We start from the raw sequence: 17,108 nt of genomic DNA on the forward strand, positions 1-17,108 counted from the left end.
TTGGCAAACACAGGGTGACCGTCAAAGGGTACGCATTGGTTCGAGCCACGCATGCCAGTGAGCATGCGGCGAGAATAGGTCTTTGGTGTATCGATGCGCGTGGCTGAAACTTGAGGCGAGGCGATGAAAGGTAGGCGCTGGCTTCCAACCTCGGAGCGCCAGCGAAGCTGGCGGGCCTTGGTGGTTCTTCGCAAGCGGGCGCTGGCCACGGGAACCAGTCTCGCTGGCCCCGGGGCAGGCTGGACGTTCGCGGCTCAGGCCTTGAAGGCGCTGCCTTCGAACTGCTGGGCAACGAAGTCCCAGTTCACGACGTTCCAGAACGCTTCGACGTATTTGGGCCGCACGTTGCGGTAGTCGATGTAGTAAGCGTGCTCCCACACGTCGCAGGTCAGCAGCGGGGTGTCGCCGCTGGTCATCGGGTTGCCGGCGCCAATGGTGCTGGCCAGGGCGAGGGAGCCGTCAGCTTTCTTGACCAGCCAGCCCCAGCCGGAACCGAAGGTACCGATGGACGTCTTGCTGAATTCTTCCTTGAACTTCTCGAACGAACCGAAAGCCTGAGTGATGGCTTCGGCCAGTTTGCCGGTAGGCTCGCCGCCGCCGTTGGGAGACAGGCAGTTCCAGTAGAAGGTGTGGTTCCAGACCTGGGCCGCGTTGTTGAAGATGCCGCCGGACGAGGACTTGACGATTTCTTCGAGGGTCTTGCCTTCGAATTCGGTGCCCGGGATCAGGTTGTTCAGGTTCACGACGTAGGTGTTGTGGTGCTTGTCGTGGTGGAACTCCAGGGTTTCCTTGGAGATGTGCGGCTGCAGGGCGTCGTGTGGGTAAGGCAGCGGCGGCAGTTCAAAAGCCATTTGATTCTCCTAATCAGGTCTGTTGCGGTAGACGCAAGGCCGATCACGGGCGGCCGAGGCTGCGCCCGCGAAGCGCAGCGGGCACAAGCCCGGGATCATAGCACCGGGGCTACGCCTTAACCACGCAGCAACCGTAGGGAATAGACGCCTCGGCGCCGTTGACGTCGGGGGGGCTTACCCCAGAATCAGCTGCCCGGCCACGCCGAACATCATCAGCGCCACGGCCAGGTCCAGCAGGCGCCAGGTAGCGGGCCGGGCCAACCAGGGCGCCAGCCAGGCGGCGCCCAGCGCCAGGGTGAAGAACCACACCGCGGAAGCGCTGGCGGCGCCGGCGACGTAAGCGCCCGGCACCGCCTGGCGGGCGCCGAGGCTACCGATCAGCAACACCGTGTCCACATATACATGGGGGTTGAGCAAGGTCACCGCCAGTGCGCTGAGCAGCACCGCCTGCCGGGAGCGCGGCACCTGCTCGGCGGCCTGGAGGGCCTGACGTGACAAGGCCCGGCGCAATGCCTGGCAGCCGTACCAGAGCAGGAAGGCCACCCCGCCCCAGCGGGCAATGGCCAGGAGGGCGGGGCTCTGGCTCAACAAGCTCGCCAGGCCGAATACTCCGGCGCTGACCAGCAGCACATCGCAGAGCACGCATAGCAGAGCCACTGGCAGGTGATGTTCGCGGCGCAGGCTTTGGGCCAGGACAAAAGCGTTCTGCGCGCCGATAGCGACGATCAGACCAATCGCGATGGCCAGGCCGTTCAGGTAACTCTGCAACATGGGAAGTCTCCTCGGGAAGCTGACAGTCTGAAGTTCACTGAGGTATAAGAAAAACCAATCATGCTGATGAGGCATTAGGAAAATCGATGTTCGATTACAAGCTCCTCGCCGCCTTGGCCGTGGTGGTCGAGCAAGGCGGCTTCGAGCGCGCCGCTCAGGCATTGGGCTTATCGCAGTCGGCGGTGTCCCAGCGCATCAAGCTGCTCGAAGCGCGCCTGGGCGAGCCGGTACTGGTGCGCCAGGCACCACCTAGCCCAACCCCTGTCGGTCGCCTGTTGCTCAACCATGTACAGCAGGTGCGCCTGTTGGAGCGGGAACTGCGCGAAGCGGTACCCAGCCTCGGTGAAGACGGCCCGCCCGAGCGGCTGCGGGTGGCCATCAACGCCGACAGCCTCGCCACCTGGTGGCCACAAACCGTGGCGCGTTTCTGTCAGGAGCGCCATGTGCTCCTTGACCTGGTGGTTGAAGACCAGGACGTAGGCCTGCGGCGCATGCGGGCTGGCGAGGTGGCCGGTTGCGTGTGCGCGGCGCCAAGGCCCGTGGCGGGGGCGCGCAGCGAGCCCTTGGGGGCCATGCGTTATCGGGCGGTAGCTACCCCGGCCTTCATCGCGCGTCATTTTGCTGAAGGCTTCAGTCCCGCGGCACTGGCACAGGTACCGGCCCTGGTGTTCGGCCCTGACGACCTGTTACAGCATCGGTTCATGGCCTCGCTGGGCATCGAGGAAGGGTTCGCTCATCACCTGGTGCCGTCCTCGGAAGGCTTCGTCCGCATGACCGAAGCAGGCCTTGGCTGGGGGCTGGTGCCGGAAATGCAGGTCCAGGCCCAGTTGGCCAAGGGCACCCTGGTCGAGCTGCTGCCTGGCCACCCCAGCGATGTGCCGCTGTACTGGCACCATTGGCGCAGCGGCGGCAAGCTTCTGGCTGACCTGACCAGCGAACTGGTCAGGCAGGCCGGGCGTGCCCTGGTGCCCCTGGCGAGCGTCGCCACTGCGGTGAGAAAATGAGTAGCGAGGCAGCATGAACATTCTGATCACCGGGGCTACCGGTTTCATTGGCGCGAGCTTTACTCGCAGCGCCTTGGCCCAGGGCCTTCGGGTCCGCGCCAGCGGCCGACGCGGTGAGCGCCTCGCAGCCTTGGCCAGGCTGGGAGCGCAAGTATGCGAAGGCGACTTGCTCGATGCCGGTTTCGCTCTGCAGCTGTGCCAAGGCATGGACGCGGTAGTGCACTGCGCTGGCCTCGGTGGGCATTGGGGCCGGCTGGCGGACTTCGAGCAGGCCAACCTCGGCACCACGGAAAATGTGGTCGAAGGCTGCATCAAGGCACAGGTGCGTCGGCTGGTGTACCTCTCCAGCGCGCAGATCTACGAGCGCGCCTCCAGCGCAGCCCCTTTGCGCGAAGATCAATTGCCGCCCCGCAAGGCGTCGCTGCAGGCGCAAACCCGTTTTCGAGCTGAGCAACGTGTGTTCGGCGCCGAGGAGTTTGGCTTGCAGGTGGTGGCCCTGCGGCCTGCACCGGTACTGGGAGAGGGCGAGCCCTGGCTATGGCCGGGCCTGTTCGAGCTTTGTGGCCGGGGGCGCCTGAGCCTGCTGGGCGACGGCTTGAACCGGGTCGATTTCACCACCCAGGCCAATCTGGACCACGCCCTGCTGGCTGCCCTGTTCGCCGAGGACAACGCCTTGGGGCGGGTGTACAACATTGCCAACGATCAGGCCGTGCCTTTCTGGGACGTGCTTAATTACGGCCTGCGTCAACTACGCCTGCCTCAGTTGCGAGATTACCGCCCGGTGGGGCTGGCGCGCCTTGGCACGCGGTTCGGCAGCCTGGCGCGCCAGGCCTGGCCCGGCCGCCCGCGGCCACCGCTGACACTTCCCGACCTGGGCTGGATTACCCGGGACAATTGCCTGGACATCAACCGCGCCCGCCAATACCTGGGCTATCAGCCACAGGCCTCGGTGTGGGCAGGCATGGACGCGCTCTGCCAAGGCTGGCGGGCTCGGGACACAACCGGTAAATACCGTTGAAACCTCGCGCACCCGGGCCCCACGACAGCCGGCCGCGCTGATAGACTCGCGCCCACTTGCCAGTTACCGCTTCGGAACACCCCATGCGCAAAGACGCCCGAGATGATTTTGACCACCTGCCTAGCCTGACCGCCAGTGACCATGATGAGGACGATGCGGGCCTGGAGCCCGCGGGCCGACATGAAGCGGTCTATTCGCGCACCACGCCGGTGGTCAAGGTCAAGGCGCCGGCGACAGGCCCTCTCTGGGCGTTGGTGCTGGCCCTGTTCATCGCCCTCGGCGGCCTGGGCTGGTGGAGCTTCCAGCAGATATCCCTGATGGAGCAGCAACTGGTCGCCACCCAGGAAAGCTTCGCCAAGGTCAGCGAAGAGGCTGCCGGGCGCCTGCAGGCCATCAGTGGCAAGGTGGCCGATGGGGAAACCACCGTGGCGGGAGACACCGAGGCCCTCAAGTTGCAGGTCAGGCAACTGCAGGCCCGGCTCGACGACCTGAGCCGCCAGCAGCAGACCACGGGTGGCCAGCAGGGCGCCAACAACCAGCGCCTGGAGCAACTCAACAGTCAGCTGAACGCGCAACAGCTGGTCAGTGAACAGGCCCAGGCCCAGCTCAAAGCCTTGGCCGCGGACCTTGCCAGCCTCAAGACCAGCCAGACGAACCAGGCGAGCCTGGAAACTCAGGTCAAGGCGCTGGCCAGTGAGCTGGCGGCCGTGAAGAAGCAAGGCGACCTGAGCGGTCGCCTGGAGCGTGTCGAGGAGGACCTGGTCGTGCTCAAGGCCCAGCAGGACAACCACGGCGCCGCGCCGGCCGTCGCCGGCCCGACCAACAGCGAATTCGACGCCTTCCGTGGCCAGACGACGCGCAATATCAACGGCCTGCAGGCGCAGATCCAGAATCTGCAGGAGCAGCTCGACCGCCGGGGGCAATGACAGGGCTCATGAACTTCCTCGCTCACCTTCACCTTGGTGGTCCCCGACCCGAGCAGATGCTTGGCAGCCTGTATGGGGACTTCGTCAAAGGTGAAGTGACAGGGCGTTTTTCGCCCGAGGTGGAGGCGGGCATTCGCCTGCACCGGGCCATCGATCGCTACACCGACAGCCATCCGCTGGTGCTGGCCGCCATGGCTCGCTTGCCTGCCGCCCGCCGGCGTTACGCCGGAATAATCCTCGACGTATTCTTCGATCACTGCCTGGCACGTCACTGGCGGGATTACCACCCCGAGCCCCTGTCGGTCTTCACCGGCCGGGCTTATGAGGTGTTGCTGCGCACGCCGGACCTTCCCGGGCGCCTGGCAACCATCGCACCCTTGATGGCTCGCAATGATTGGCTAGGCTCTTATCAGGAACTGCGAGTGATCGGCGATGTGCTGAAAGGCATCTCAAGGCGGTTGTCCAGGCCCGAGGGCTTGCTGGGCGTGCTTCCAGAGCTGCAAGCGTTGTACCCGGTCCTGGTGGCGGATTTCCGCGCGTTCTATCCACAGCTGCAAAGCTTCGCCAGCCAGTGGAAGCCGCCCGTCTAAGCCACTTGCCGGGTATCGTCTGGCTGCGGCGCCAAGCGCTGTTCGATGGCCAGGCGAGCGAGCCGGACCAGGTTGGAACGGTCCTGGCCCTGGCAGGGCAGGGGTGGCAGCAGATGCACTTCCACCACCGCCCTTGGGTGCCGGAACAGGCGCTTGAGGTGTGGCCAGAGCGCGTCCTCGCCGATGAATGGGGCGATGGGGTCAAGCTGGCCGCCGCGCAGGTATTTCAGGGCCACGGGTTGCACGGCCACGCCTGCCTCGATGGCCGCGCCCAGTAGGCGGGCGTGAAAGGTGGCGGTGCCGCTGCCGTCGGTGGTCGTGCCTTCGGGAAACACCAGCACCGAGCCCCCCTGGCGCAGGTGCTCCGCCATGCCCAGGCGCAGGGGAGCACTCTCGCCGCCACCTCTGCGAATGAACAGCGTGCCCGCCCGCTCGGCCAGCCAGCCCAACAGGGGCCATTGGCGCACGTCAGCCTTTGCCAGGAAGGTCAAAGGCGCGAGTTGCCCCAGCACCAGAACATCGGCCCAGGACACATGGTTGCTCACCCACAGCATGGGCTTGGTCGGCAGCTGGCCGAATACCCGATACTCATAAGGCAGGCGCCGGGCGAGGGCGCTCAGAAAGCATTGGGTCCAGCGGGCTCGGCGCTGGGCTGGGTTGGCCAGGCGCAGGCCCTCGCATAGGGCCAGCAACAGCGCCAGGCATACCCCTAGCAGCAAACCCGGCAACAGGCGCGCAAGCCGCAGCCACAGGCTCATACCACAGCCTTGAAATGACGGGCGTAACGTGGGCATAGCTGTTCACGCTTGAGCAGGATGAACAGGTCGGCACACTGGAAAGCCGGGTCCCAGCTGGGCTCGCCGCAGATCTTGGCGCCCAGGCGCAGGTAAGCCTTGAGCAGAGGCGGCATTTGCGCCGAGATGTTGGCTTCCAGGGCCCGCGCGGGCACCGGGCAGCGTGGCTGCGCGCGAACGTCATCCACGCATAGATGGCCTTCGCGCACGCGGCGCATCACGGCTTCGACCTGCACGCCGCCGTCACGCATGGGGACGCTGGCGCAGCCCATCAGGTAGCGGAACGCGCCTTGGTTGAGCACCTCGGCCAACTCCGCCCAGAGCACAGCGATGGTGCTACCGTTGCGGTAGGCCTGGGCTACGCACGTGCGGCCTACCTCCAGGATAGGGCCGCGTAGCGCGCCCAGTCCGTGCAGGCTGAAGGCCCCTTCACTGTAGAAACCACCCAGCCGCAGGGCGCCTCGGTGGTCCAACAGGCGGGTGGTGGCCACCAGTGCACCGGTGCTCAGGTCTCGCACGCCCAGGTGTTGGCAGTGGGCATCGTAAGGGTCTTGGTCCAGGCCGCGCTCGGCGTCGCCCAGGTCGGCGTCGAAGGCTTCGCGAAACACCCGGTAGCGCAGCGCTTGCGCTTCGGTGACGGCGGCGCCGAACAGATGTTCGGCCTGCAGGCGGCGGGAAAGGTTGCGCGGGCCCGTGGATAAGGTCTGGGTCATGGCAGTCTCCGAAGCATGGCCGAAGCGGCACGCTCAGGCTAGGCAGGCCCAATGTCAGCCCCGTTACGCTTCAGTGATGCTTGTATGAAGGCCCCGGCAGGCTCACCGCTGAATGTGCGAAGGAATTTCCTGCAACCTGGGCCCTGTAAGGTGGTCTGTAGTCAAGCCAACTTCCATGTCGAGCTGCCCATCCGTGCGATTCCTTCTCTCTGCTGAGGCCAACTGAGCCATGGCCGGCCCGGTCTTCCCCTGGCGTGATGACAACCGCTTCGAGCTGTTGATCGACGGCCCGGCGTTCTTTCCGCGCATGTTGGCCGCCATTGACCAGGCCCAGCGCCAAGTGGACCTGGAGCTGTATCTGGTGGAAGCCGGCGCTTGCGCGGATGGGGTGGTCGAGACCCTGGTGGCCGCGGCGGGTCGGGGAGTGCGGGTACGCTGCCTTTTCGATGGCTATGGCAGCCTGGCCTTCGCTGTGCCTTCGCGCCAGCGCCTGCTGGATGCAGGCGTGGAGCTGCGGCTGTATAACCCGGTGTCCTGGCGGCGAGGTGGGCGCAATCTGTTTCGCGATCATCGCAAGCTGCTAGTGGTGGACCAGGCCCTGGCGGTAGTGGGCGGCACCGGCGTTACTGATCAGTTCTGGCAGCCCGAAGCCGATGTCAGTGAATGGCATGAGGTGATGGTCGAGATCCAGGGGCCGGTGGTGGCGGACTGGCAAATGCTGTTCGACCGCCAGTGGCGCTCCAACCACCGCCGCACCGCCTGGCGCCCGCCTACGCATTTCGGTTTGCCGAGGGTTCCGCGCAGGCCGCCCAGCGGCGACGGCCTGGGCCGGGTGGCCTATTGCGATGCCCGCCAGCACCGGGACATCCTTCGTTCCCTGGTGCGTTCACTGCATGCGGGGCAAGAGCGTATCTGGCTGGCCACACCCTATTTCCTCCCGACCTATAGCGTGCGTCGCTCGCTGCGGCGGGCCGCCCAGCGTGGCGTGGATGTTCGCCTGCTGCTCACGGGGCCCCGCACGGACCACCCGTCGGTGCGTTACGCCGGCCACCGGTATTACCCCAAGCTGCTGCGCGCTGGCGTGAAGATCTTCGAGTATCAGCCCTGCTTCATGCATCTGAAGATGGTGATCGTCGACGACTGGGTGAGTATCGGCTCTTGCAACTTCGATCACTGGAACCTGCGCTTTAACCTCGAAGCGAACATCGAGGCCCTGGACCCCACCCTTACCGCGGCCGTGCTGGCGAGCTTCGAGGCGGATTTCGCCAAGAGCGCTGAAATCACCCATGAACAATGGAAAGCCAGGCCCCTATGGCGCCGAGCCAAGCAACGGCTATGGGGCTGGCTCGATCGGCTGGTGGCCAACCTGCTCGATAGCCGCGGTTGAGTCAGGGCGCACCCTGGGCTGGGTCGGCTTCCACGACCAGGCCTGCTTGAACCAGCCTGATACGAGGCGCCACATGGTAGGCGCCATCGTCATCGTGGCGCAGGTAGGCGCGTTGGCAATGAACGCATTCCCACACCGAGGACTGGTTGTAAGGATAGTAGGCCGGGGCGATGGGCGCCTCGGCAGACCAGTAGATGGTCGCCTGAGGATGGTATTCATCCAGGGTGCAGTCTTCGACGGGTTTCAGCTGGAGCGTGCCGATCTTCCGGAAATCTTCCTCCCGATAGCCGACGGGCCAGTGGGCCCAGCCCCTGAGGTCGTGCTTGAGGCAACCACATGCAGCGCCGCTGCAGGCCCTGGCTGCCAGGCTCGCCAACGCTGAGGCGTCAATGATCCGGTTCATGAGCACCCTCCTGAAGGCTGGCCGCCCGGGCCGCTTTGGCGCGTCCGGCGACGGGTCGGGCTCACCTTGCCAGGGGCCCACCGAATAATCCACATCTTTTCAAAGGCCCGGGCCGGGCAGCTGTCCCTCGGCCGTTTCCATCGGCTACTCTCAGCCACCACCTGCCGAAACGAACCACTATGCGCCTGCGCCGCCTTGACCTGAACCTACTGATCGCCTTCGATGCCTTGCTCAGTGAATGCAGCGTCAGCCGCGCGGCCGAGCGCCTGCACTTGGGCCAGTCCGCCACCAGCGCGGCGCTGGCAAGGTTGCGCGAGCATTTCCAGGACCCTCTGCTGGTGCAGGTGGGCCGCCGCCTGGAACCTACCGCCAAGGCACTGCTGCTGTTACCCAAGGTGCGGCAAACCCTGGCCTTGGCCCGCGAGCTGCTTGACGAGCCCAGCGCCTTCGAGCCGGCCGCCTGTGAGCGCACCTTCACCTTGGCAGCGTCGGACTACGTAATCGCCGTGCTGATGCCTGCCCTGGCTCGGCGCCTCGCGCAAACGGCGCCTAAGGTACGTCTGAGCCTGCGCGACCTACCACCGCCTCGTGAACAGGACGTGGTCGGCGAGGCCCTGGAATACCGCCGTTGTGACCTGGTGATAGTGCCGGAGCGCCGGCATAACCCGGAATTTCCGCTGGCGCCTGTGCTTGAAGACCATTGGTGTTGCGCGGTTTGGTCCGGCGCGCAAAGTTACACTCAGGGCCTTGGCCTGGCGCAGTACCAGGCGGCCGAACATGTAGTGCGGGCTTTCGCCGACGGGCGTTCCCAGGGAATGGATAGCGCGCACCTGCGGGACATTGGCCTGACCCGGCAGGTAGCGGTGAGCCTGGAAAGCTTTGCGCTGATGCCGGAGTTCATCGTGGGCACTGAGCGTATCGCCACGCTGTTTTGCCGCCAGGCCGAGCAATTGGCCCAGCGCTACCCCTTGCGCCTGTGGCCGGCACCGGTGGACTTTCCCCGCGCCTTGCAGGTGATGCAGTGGCATCCCTATCAGGACAGCGACCCTGCGCTGGCGTGGTTGCGCGGGGTTTTGAGTGAGCTGGCGCGGCCGGTATCCGCCGTAGCAGCCGGCCTCGGCCGCGACCTGGCCTGACACCGCGCCGTGCCCGGTCGTCGCCAAGGCGGGCTGCAACCGCCGCGTCAATCAGGCGCCGGTATCGGCCACCAGGTTGGCGGCTTCGATAGCGGCGAGCGCGCAGCGCTCGTCGTTATCGGAGGTGTCACCACTAATACCTAAAGCCCCGAGCAGGCCCCCCCCGGAGTCGCGAATCAGCACGCCGCCAGCCACCGGTACCACCTGGCCGCCGGTGAGGCTGTTCACGGCATCGAAGAAACTGGGTACCGCCTGGGCGCGGCGGGCCAGCTCACGACCGCCAAAGCCCATGCCGACGCAACCACGCGCCTTCGCCGTCGCGATCTGCGGGCGCAGAAAGCTGGCGTCAGGGTGGCGCAACACGGCCAGGGGATGGCCGTGGCGATCCAGCACCGCCGCGGCCAGCGGTTGATAACCCAGGGCCACACCTTCGGCGATGGCGCGTTGGGCGAGAGTCAGCGCCGTATCCAGATCCAACAGGCTCATGCGCGCACCGCTCCGTCTTTGAGGGTGGCCAGGGCTTGCACACGGTCGCGGGTGTAGAGGTCGGTCCACTTCAGGGAGTTGAAGTCCGATACCTGCTTGGGGTTGTAGGCCGTGCGCTCCAGGCTCACCGGCTTGCCTCCCTTGTACACGGCGCGCAGGCAGTCGCGGTCGATCAGGCGGCGCATATCCTCCAGCGGAGAGGCTTCGAAGATCAGCAAGTCAGCCTGCTGGCCAACGGCAAGGGTGCCCAGGGTATCGCCGCGCGGCATGCAGCGCGCGCCCACGGCCGTGGCCGCGTGCAGGGCTTCGGCCGGGGTGAAGCCCAGGCGGCTGACCAAGAGTTCAGCCTCGCGCCCATGCCATTCGCCATAAGGGGTGACCGCGAAGCCGCTGTCGCTACCACAGGCGAAGGGCACCCCGGCCGCCTTGGCCCGGCGCAGCACCGCGCTGCCCACTTCCAGGGTGCGCTTGCAATAGCCGGCATAGCCCGTGGTGATGGCCGGGTCGTGGGGCTGGCAGAAGTCCACCGTGTTCTGCGGGAAGGTCATGGTGGGGGCCAGGATGCTGCCGCTTTCGAGCATGGCCTCGATGCAGCCATCGTCCATGTAGAACGCATGGAAGATCAGGTCCACGCCCGCCTTGGCGGCATACATTACCGCTTCGCGGCCATAGGCATGGGTAGCCACCTTGCAGCCCAGCCGGTGGGCTTCCTCGACCATCTCCCGGGTTTCGTCGGCGGTGAAGGCGGCGATGATCTCGCCATTGGGCCGGCGATGGGTGCCGTCCATGGCGATCTTGATCAGGTCCACCCCATCCTTGGCCTGGGTGCGAATCTCCGCAATGGCCTCACTGCGGCTGGTGACCAGGCGGGCGGTGAAGTACTCGGGCGCGCCCACCCGGCTGGGGAACCAGTCGTTCAGGCTCTGCCGGTTGGTGATGACGCGGCTGCTGGCAGCCACCCGCGGGCCCTCGAACAAGCCTGCGTTGATGGCGTTGCGCACCGAGATGCTCAACTGGCCGCTGTCACCGGGGCAGACCATGCTGGTGACCCCGGCGGCCAGCACATGGCGGGCGAAGAACATGCCGCGCAGGGCGCGGAATTCATCACTGGTCCAGATATCGATGTCTTCTTCGCTCTGGGCGTTGCCGAAAGCCAGGTGGGTATGCACGTCCACCAGCCCGGGCATCACGAAGGGCGCGATGCCTTCGACTCGCTGGTCGCCTGGCCGGGCCACTGGAGCCTCGGCAGTAGGCCCTACGTAGGAGAACAGGCCGTTCTCGATAATCAGGGTCTGGTCTTGGCGAGGGGCGAGGTCGATGCTGTCGAACAAAGTGTGGCAGCGCAGGTGCAAGGCGGACATGGGCCAATCCCTTTCTTGTTATGGAGATGGCCCAACCTAACCAGCGGCGCCCGGCGCCAACAGCAAAACCCTTCGATGGCTAGCCATCGATGCGATCGATAGCTCAGGCGGCGCGTGCTTCCTGTTCCAGGTCGCCGATGGCCAGGCTGATCTGGTCGCGCAGCCAGGCATGCATCGGGTCGCCTTCGAGTGTGCGGTGCCAGAGCATGTATTCGCCCATCACCGGGATCTTCACCGGCGGCGGCAGCAGGCGCAGCGGCAGGTGCTCGGCCTGCAGGCGCGCCAGGCGGCTGTGCATGGTCGCCACCCGGTTGGTGCCGACCACCAGGCGCGCCAGGGTATTGAAGTCATTGGTGATCACTTCCATGCGCCGGCTCACGCCGTATTGGGCCATGAACCAGTCCTCGATGCTCAGATGGCGCGTGCGCCCGAAGCCGACCGACACATGACCCAGGCTCAGGTATTGCTCCAGGGTGAGGTGGTCGCCCACATGATCGTTGCCGGCCCACACTACGCACACATGCTCTTCCTCGAACAACAGCCGCGACGGATGCTCCGGCAGGATGTAGCGCTCAGGCACGATCATCAGGTCGATTTCGCCACGGGCCAGCAGCTCGCCGGAGTTATCCCCAGGGCTGAGCATCTCGAAGGTAATGTTCGGCGCCTGCTTGTGCAGCTTTTGCAGCACATTGGAAAAGAGCACGCTGATCAGGTAGTCGGACGTCACCAGGCGAAAGTGCCGCTTGCTGGTGGCCGGGTCGAACACCGGCTTGCTGGTGATCGACGAGCGGATCTTGAGCAGCACCTCGCGCACCGGCTCGGCCAACTGCAAGGCATAGGGGGTGGGCTGCATCTTGCGCCCGACCTGCACCAGCAGTTCGTCATCGAAGTATTCGCGCAGGCGGCCCAGCACGCCACTGGTGGCGGACTGCGTCATGTGCAGGCGTTCGGCGGAGCGGGTGATATTGCATTCTTCGAGCAATACGTCGAGCGCGACCAGGAGGTTCAGGTCCAGGTGGTGGAATCGCATGGCACGGTGCCTGTGGGTTGTTGTAGTTATTTGGCCGATACGTTGCGGGCTGGGGGCGGCTTCGTCAAGGGCCGGGGTACAGGCGGCGGGCTGGCGCGTGAGTGTGATTGCTGCTCCAATGCCTGGCATGGCGCAAGGAAAGGGCCGCCCATAGCCCTGGGATCGCTGGCCCGCCAGCAAGGACACGCAATGTTCCAGATTGACCGCGACAGCAAGACACTGCTGGTAGACCAGGTTCGCCAGGGCATCCTTGGCGGTATCGAGACCTTCCACTGGGTGCAAGGGTCGCGCCTGCCCTCGGTGCGGGCACTGGCCCGACAACTGGGCGTGAGCGTGTTCACCGTGGCCAGCGCCTATGAGGGGCTGGCGGCCCGGCAGGTCATAGAGGCTCGCCCGGGCGCGGGGTATTTCGTGTTGCCGGTGAGAAGCGATGAGCCTATTGGCCAGATGGATGAAGCCGTAGGTCCGGCGAATGTGCAAGGCCACTTTCTCTATCGCGCCCTGGACCCTGTCCGGTATGAATTGCCGGTAAGCGCCGGCTACTTGCCGCCCGACTGGCTGGCCGACGCCGTGCCGCCCACGGTTACCGGGCGGTTGGTGCGTAACGCGCTGGCCGGCAGCAGGCCTGCTCCAGCCGCCGGCAGCGATGAGCTGCGCGGGGCCATCGCCCGCAAACTGCGCGACCTGCATATCGACGCCAGCAGCCAGCAGGTGGTGATGACCCTGGGCGCGACCCACGCCCTGTCCATGATCCGCAAGGTCGTGCTGCGGGAAGGGGACTACCTGCTGGCCGAGGACCCCAGTTACCTGCTGCTGCAGCTAAAGTCGATCAAGCAGCCTGGCTTCAACCTCATCACCGTGCCGCGCCTGCGCGACGGGCCAGACATGGACGCCTTCGAAACGGCGGTGGCCCGTTATCGACCGCGGCTGTTCCTTACCCAGACCCTGGTGCACAACCCCACCGGCGGCAGCACTTCGCCGAGCAAGGCCCAGCGTATCGTGTCCCTGGCCGAGCGCTACGACTTCCACGTGGTGGAAGACGACGTCTACGGGCCGCTGGCCTCCCAGTCCACCCCGCGCCTGGCCAGCCTGGACGGCCTGCGCCGCAGCTTCTATGTCAGCAGCTTCAGCAAGGTACTGAGCCCTGCCTTGCGCGTGGGTTACCTGGTGGCACCGGCTGCCTGGGTCGAAGGCTTGGTGGAAGAAAAAATGTGTGACCTGCTGTGCGGCTCGGCCATCGATGAAACCCTGGTGACCGATACCCTGCACGCCGGCCGCTATCAGCAGCACCTGATCACGCTCAACCAGCGCGTGATGCGCGCGCGGGCCACGGCGCGCCAGTGGCTGAGCAAGGCCGGGGTGATCTTCGATGACCGAAGCCCCGACGGGCTTTTTCTCTGGGGCCGGATGCCCGATCACCTCGACCTGCCGGGTGTGATCGAACAAGCCCACCATGCTGGCATCTTCCTGGCGCCCGGGTCGCTGTTCAGCCATGGCCGGCACTATGACCGGCATCTGCGTTTCAACGTGGCCTACTGCAACGCGCCGGCCTTCAAGGCCTTCCTCCAGGCACAGTTGGCGCTGGCCCGTGTCACCTGACGGCAGCCTGCAAAAGCGCTTGGGTCAACAGCGCTTGGCCAGCCACACCAGCAGGATAACTACAGCGCACACCGCCGGAGTGCTCCAGTTCCAGTTTTCACCCATCAGGGCGATGGCGAAGAGGAAAGTAAAGAACGGCTGCAGCAGCTGCAGCTGGCTGATCCGCTGGATGCCGCCGAGCGCCAGCGCACGGTTCCAGGAAAAGAACCCCAGCAGGGAGTTGATCAGCGCCAGAAACAGCAAGGCCCCCAGGCCCTGGCCGCTGAGCTGGGCTGGGGTGGCGGCGGTGTACAGCCAGAGGCTGGCCGGCAGCAGCACCGGCAGGCTGACCACCAGCGTCCAGCACATCACCTGCCACCCCGGCAGCTCCTTGGACAGCGCGCCGCCCTGGGCATAGCCGAAGCCGGCCAGCAATACCGCGCCCAGCAGGGCCAGGTCACCCAGGTAGAGGCCGGACAACGACGTCGTCAGCACCATGTAGCCGGCCACTACCATGAAGCCCAGCCCCGAAACCAGCCAGAACGCCGTCGATGGCCGAGTGCCGGTGATCAGGGTGCCAAAAATGGCCGTGGACAGGGGCAGCGCCGCCAGTACCACGCCGCCATGGCTGACCGGAACGTACTGCATGCCCAACGCGGTGAGAATCGGAAACCCGTAAACGATACCTGTGGAGGTCAGCAGCATGCGCTTGACCTGGGCGCGGTTAGGCCACTTCGCTCGGCCCAGCAACAAAAAGGGGATGGCGGCCAGGGCCGCCAGTACCGAGCGGAACATCCCCACCTGCAAAGCGCTCAGCTCGCCCGCGAGCAGCTTGGCCGCGGGCAGCGTCATGGCGAAGGCCGCGACTGAAACCAGGCCCAGCAGGTACGCCTGGGTGTCCTGGCTACGGGCGTCCGGTTGGGGCGAATGAGAGGTCGCTAGGGTGGCGTGCGTCATGCTGGCGGTTCCTTCTAAGTGCGATGCGCCCGTAATAGGCGCTGAACACAGGGTAAGGCGCGCTTCACAAGGCGTACCTATACAACTGCCCGGGACAACGCCGAACTGTGCAGGTGGCCGAGCATGACAGTTAACGCCGCTTCTGCTTAGGCAACGCAGGCTCCGGAAGCGCTCAAGAGAGCGGATCACAGGCCGATAAGAAATGCCGAGTGGGATCCATATATCGGTATTTATTTGACGTCAAATTAACGGTTTATTAGCATTCCGCTACAAATGATAGCTTAGTGCTATCGCCAAGGACTGTTCGTGACTCGCCTCGCTGTGCGCCGCTCTCTTTTCGTCTTGTTCGTTCTCCTTCCCATCGCTGCCGTCGCCGCCCCGACCCCTGGGGATCAGGACCTGCTGCGCCAGTGCCAGGAGCAACTGCTGGAGCAGCAGCAGCAGCGCCTTGAGGAACTGCGCAACCTGCCAGGCCGCGAGGCCACCGTCCCTACGCCCAGCGCGACGGCGGGCAGCCGTTGTTTCCAGATCGATACCATCGAGCTCAAAGGCGCCACTGCCTTGAGCGCGGTCGAGCGTGCGCGCCTGCTAGCGCCCTTCGAAGGTCAGTGCCTCGGCGTGGCCGGGCTCAACGATGTCCTCAAGACCCTCACCGATCGCTACCTGGCCAAGGGGCTGGTAACCAGTCGCGCCTACCTGCCCCAGCAGGATCTTTCCAAGGGGCACCTGCAGGTTTTGGTGGTGGAGGGCACCCTGGAACGCCTCAAGGCCGACGAGGCCAGCGGCTTCAGCGCGCGGGAACTGACCATGGCTTTTCCGGGGCGGCAGGGCGCGTTGCTCAACCTGCGGGAAATCGAGCAGATGGTGGACCAGCTCAACCGCTTGCCGTCCAACCAGGCACAGATGGAGCTTAGGCCGGGCCAGGCCGTGGGTGGCAGCGAGGTCAGCGTCAAGAACAGCCCGCAAAAGCCCTGGCGCCTCAGCCTGAGCCGGGACAACAGCGGCCAGCGCAGCACCGGCGAACAACAATGGAGCGCCGGGCTGGAATGGGACAACCCCCTGGGCCTGGCCGACCAGCTCACCCTGCGCGGCGGGCACGACGCCATGAGCGACCACCCCCACGGTTCTCACAACACCCTGCTCGGCTACAGCCTGCCCTGGGGCTGGTGGACCTTCAGCTACACCTACAGCGAGAGCGACTACCGCTCCCAGGCCGTCGCCAACGGCTTCGCCTTCAAGCAAACCGGTGACAGCCGCACTCACCAGCTGCGGGCCGAACGGGTGATCCACCGCGATGCGCTGAGCAAGACCGCCCTGAGCCTGGGCCTGGCCAGCCAGCGCACCGACAACTACATCGAAGGCAGCCGCCTGGCCCTAAGCAGCAATCGCCTGACCGAACTGCAATACGGCATCAACCATGGTCGCCGCATGGGCACCGGCCTGGTCAACCTGGACCTGGGCATGCAGCAGGGCATAGGCGCGCTGGGTGCCCAGGGCGAGCATGACCCGGGCCCCGGCGAGGCCAGCGCCCGCTATCGCAAATACACCGGCACGCTCAGCTACCTGCAACCCTTCAGCCTCTGGGGCGAGCGCCTGGCCTTCACCAGCCTGGCCACCGTCCAGCGCAGCGAGGACGTGCTCTTCAGCCCCCAACGCATGAGCCTGGGCGGCTCTGCTTCGCTGCGTGGCTACAAAGACCAGTTCCTGTCCGGCGACAGTGGCGGCTACTGGCGCAACGAGCTGCGCTGGACCCGCTCCGTCACCCTCGACTGGCTGCGCCCGGCCTTCGCCGAATATGGCCTGGCCGCTGGCTATGACCAGGGCGTGATCCGCAACGACCGCTACAACGGCGCCGAGCATGGCCGCCTGAGCAGCAACGCGTTCGAGTTTTTCGCCCGCGGCCAGCATGTGGGCGCCAGCGTCACCTTCGCTCATTCCCTGGAACGCCCCGCCGGGCTGATCGAGCGCGAGTCGCCGGTCTATTTCCGCCTCGATCTTTTCCTTTGACGCCAGCCTGAGACACCTGACATGGACGTGCGCCTGTTCAACTTCCTTGCCCGCCAACCTTCCGCCCGGCTGGCCCCGCGCGACCGCTTCTGCGGC

The 17,108-nt window shown here is 65.6% G+C and carries 17 protein-coding genes; 8 read left to right on the forward strand and 9 right to left on the reverse strand.

Going from position 1 to position 17,108, the window contains the following annotated elements:
• Positions 1-254: 254 nt before the first annotated feature.
• Positions 255-851 (reverse strand): superoxide dismutase, encoded by a 597-nt coding sequence (locus ACP691_RS02160; protein WP_040261868.1) that lies wholly within the window; start codon positions 849-851, stop codon positions 255-257.
• Positions 852-1,025: 174 nt separating this feature from the next.
• A complete protein-coding gene (locus tag ACP691_RS02165; RefSeq protein WP_426149866.1) occupies positions 1,026-1,622 on the reverse strand; it encodes a LysE/ArgO family amino acid transporter in 597 nt (198 codons plus the stop codon).
• Positions 1,623-1,708: 86 nt separating this feature from the next.
• Here ACP691_RS02165 and ACP691_RS02170 point away from each other — a divergent pair, with 86 nt between their 5' ends.
• The 4 genes from ACP691_RS02170 (at position 1,709) to ACP691_RS02185 (ending at position 5,160) form a co-directional block, all read left to right on the forward strand.
• A complete protein-coding gene (locus ACP691_RS02170) occupies positions 1,709-2,626 on the forward strand; it encodes a LysR family transcriptional regulator ArgP (RefSeq protein WP_426149867.1) in 918 nt (305 codons plus the stop codon).
• Between the two features lie 13 nt (positions 2,627-2,639).
• The gene (locus ACP691_RS02175; RefSeq protein ID WP_426149868.1) at positions 2,640-3,644 is read left to right on the forward strand and encodes an NAD-dependent epimerase/dehydratase family protein; all 1,005 of its coding nucleotides are present in this window, start codon (positions 2,640-2,642) and stop codon (positions 3,642-3,644) included.
• Positions 3,645-3,727: 83 nt separating this feature from the next.
• The gene (locus tag ACP691_RS02180; protein WP_426149869.1) at positions 3,728-4,570 is read left to right on the forward strand and encodes an ATPase; all 843 of its coding nucleotides are present in this window, start codon (positions 3,728-3,730) and stop codon (positions 4,568-4,570) included.
• 8 nt (positions 4,571-4,578) lie between these two features.
• Positions 4,579-5,160, forward strand: coding sequence for an ACP phosphodiesterase (locus tag ACP691_RS02185; RefSeq protein ID WP_426149870.1), 582 nt, complete (start codon positions 4,579-4,581; stop codon positions 5,158-5,160).
• Here the strand turns inward: ACP691_RS02185 and ACP691_RS02190 are convergent.
• Together ACP691_RS02190 and ACP691_RS02195 are read right to left on the reverse strand one after the other, a co-directional pair.
• A complete protein-coding gene (locus ACP691_RS02190; RefSeq protein ID WP_426149871.1) occupies positions 5,157-5,918 on the reverse strand; it encodes a lysophospholipid acyltransferase family protein in 762 nt (253 codons plus the stop codon). The genes ACP691_RS02185 and ACP691_RS02190 overlap by 4 nt on opposite strands.
• On the reverse strand, positions 5,915-6,667 hold the full coding sequence (locus tag ACP691_RS02195) for a GNAT family N-acetyltransferase (RefSeq protein WP_426149872.1): 753 nt from the start codon (positions 6,665-6,667) through the stop codon (positions 5,915-5,917). The genes ACP691_RS02190 and ACP691_RS02195 overlap by 4 nt, the downstream gene beginning before the upstream one ends.
• 229 nt (positions 6,668-6,896) lie before the next feature.
• Between ACP691_RS02195 and ACP691_RS02200 the strand changes: the two genes are divergently transcribed.
• Complete coding sequence (locus tag ACP691_RS02200) at positions 6,897-8,054, forward strand: phospholipase D-like domain-containing protein (protein WP_426149873.1); 1,158 nt, start codon at positions 6,897-6,899, stop codon at positions 8,052-8,054.
• 1 nt (position 8,055) lies between these two features.
• Here the strand turns inward: ACP691_RS02200 and ACP691_RS02205 are convergent, their stop codons facing one another.
• A complete protein-coding gene (locus tag ACP691_RS02205) occupies positions 8,056-8,457 on the reverse strand; it encodes a hypothetical protein (RefSeq protein WP_426149874.1) in 402 nt (133 codons plus the stop codon).
• 179 nt (positions 8,458-8,636) lie between these two features.
• On the opposite strand from ACP691_RS02205, the gene ACP691_RS02210 reads away from it, so the two are divergent.
• Positions 8,637-9,593 (forward strand): LysR family transcriptional regulator, encoded by a 957-nt coding sequence (locus ACP691_RS02210; protein ID WP_426149875.1) that lies wholly within the window; start codon positions 8,637-8,639, stop codon positions 9,591-9,593.
• Positions 9,594-9,644: 51 nt separating this feature from the next.
• Here the strand turns inward: ACP691_RS02210 and ACP691_RS02215 are convergent, their stop codons facing one another.
• The 3 genes from ACP691_RS02215 to ACP691_RS02225 all read right to left on the reverse strand — a co-directional run bounded on the left by ACP691_RS02215 (position 9,645) and on the right by ACP691_RS02225 (position 12,470).
• Complete coding sequence (locus ACP691_RS02215; RefSeq protein WP_426149876.1) at positions 9,645-10,079, reverse strand: GlcG/HbpS family heme-binding protein; 435 nt, start codon at positions 10,077-10,079, stop codon at positions 9,645-9,647.
• Entirely contained in the window at positions 10,076-11,440 is a 1,365-nt protein-coding gene (locus ACP691_RS02220; RefSeq protein WP_426149877.1) for an amidohydrolase family protein, read from the reverse strand. Before ACP691_RS02220 ends, ACP691_RS02215 begins: the two co-directional genes overlap by 4 nt.
• A 103-nt stretch (positions 11,441-11,543) precedes the next feature.
• Positions 11,544-12,470 carry a LysR substrate-binding domain-containing protein gene (locus ACP691_RS02225; protein ID WP_426149878.1) on the reverse strand — a complete coding sequence of 309 codons (927 nt, stop codon included), beginning with the start codon at positions 12,468-12,470 and terminating at the stop codon, positions 11,544-11,546.
• A gap of 189 nt (positions 12,471-12,659) precedes the next feature.
• On the opposite strand from ACP691_RS02225, the gene ACP691_RS02230 reads away from it, so the two are divergent.
• Positions 12,660-14,069 (forward strand): PLP-dependent aminotransferase family protein, encoded by a 1,410-nt coding sequence (locus ACP691_RS02230; protein ID WP_426149879.1) that lies wholly within the window; start codon positions 12,660-12,662, stop codon positions 14,067-14,069.
• A gap of 24 nt (positions 14,070-14,093) precedes the next feature.
• Here the strand turns inward: ACP691_RS02230 and ACP691_RS02235 are convergent, their stop codons facing one another.
• Positions 14,094-15,005: a DMT family transporter gene (locus ACP691_RS02235; protein ID WP_426149880.1), complete on the reverse strand. Its 912-nt coding sequence runs from the start codon at positions 15,003-15,005 to the stop codon at positions 14,094-14,096.
• A 321-nt stretch (positions 15,006-15,326) separates the two neighbouring features.
• Here ACP691_RS02235 and ACP691_RS02240 point away from each other — a divergent pair, with 321 nt between their 5' ends.
• The gene (locus tag ACP691_RS02240) at positions 15,327-17,012 is read left to right on the forward strand and encodes a ShlB/FhaC/HecB family hemolysin secretion/activation protein (RefSeq protein ID WP_426150200.1); all 1,686 of its coding nucleotides are present in this window, start codon (positions 15,327-15,329) and stop codon (positions 17,010-17,012) included.
• Positions 17,013-17,108: the final 96 nt, after the last annotated feature.

This window comes from Pseudomonas sp. DC3200b2, assembly GCF_049895785.1.
GTDB lineage: Bacteria > Pseudomonadota > Gammaproteobacteria > Pseudomonadales > Pseudomonadaceae > Aquipseudomonas > Aquipseudomonas massiliensis.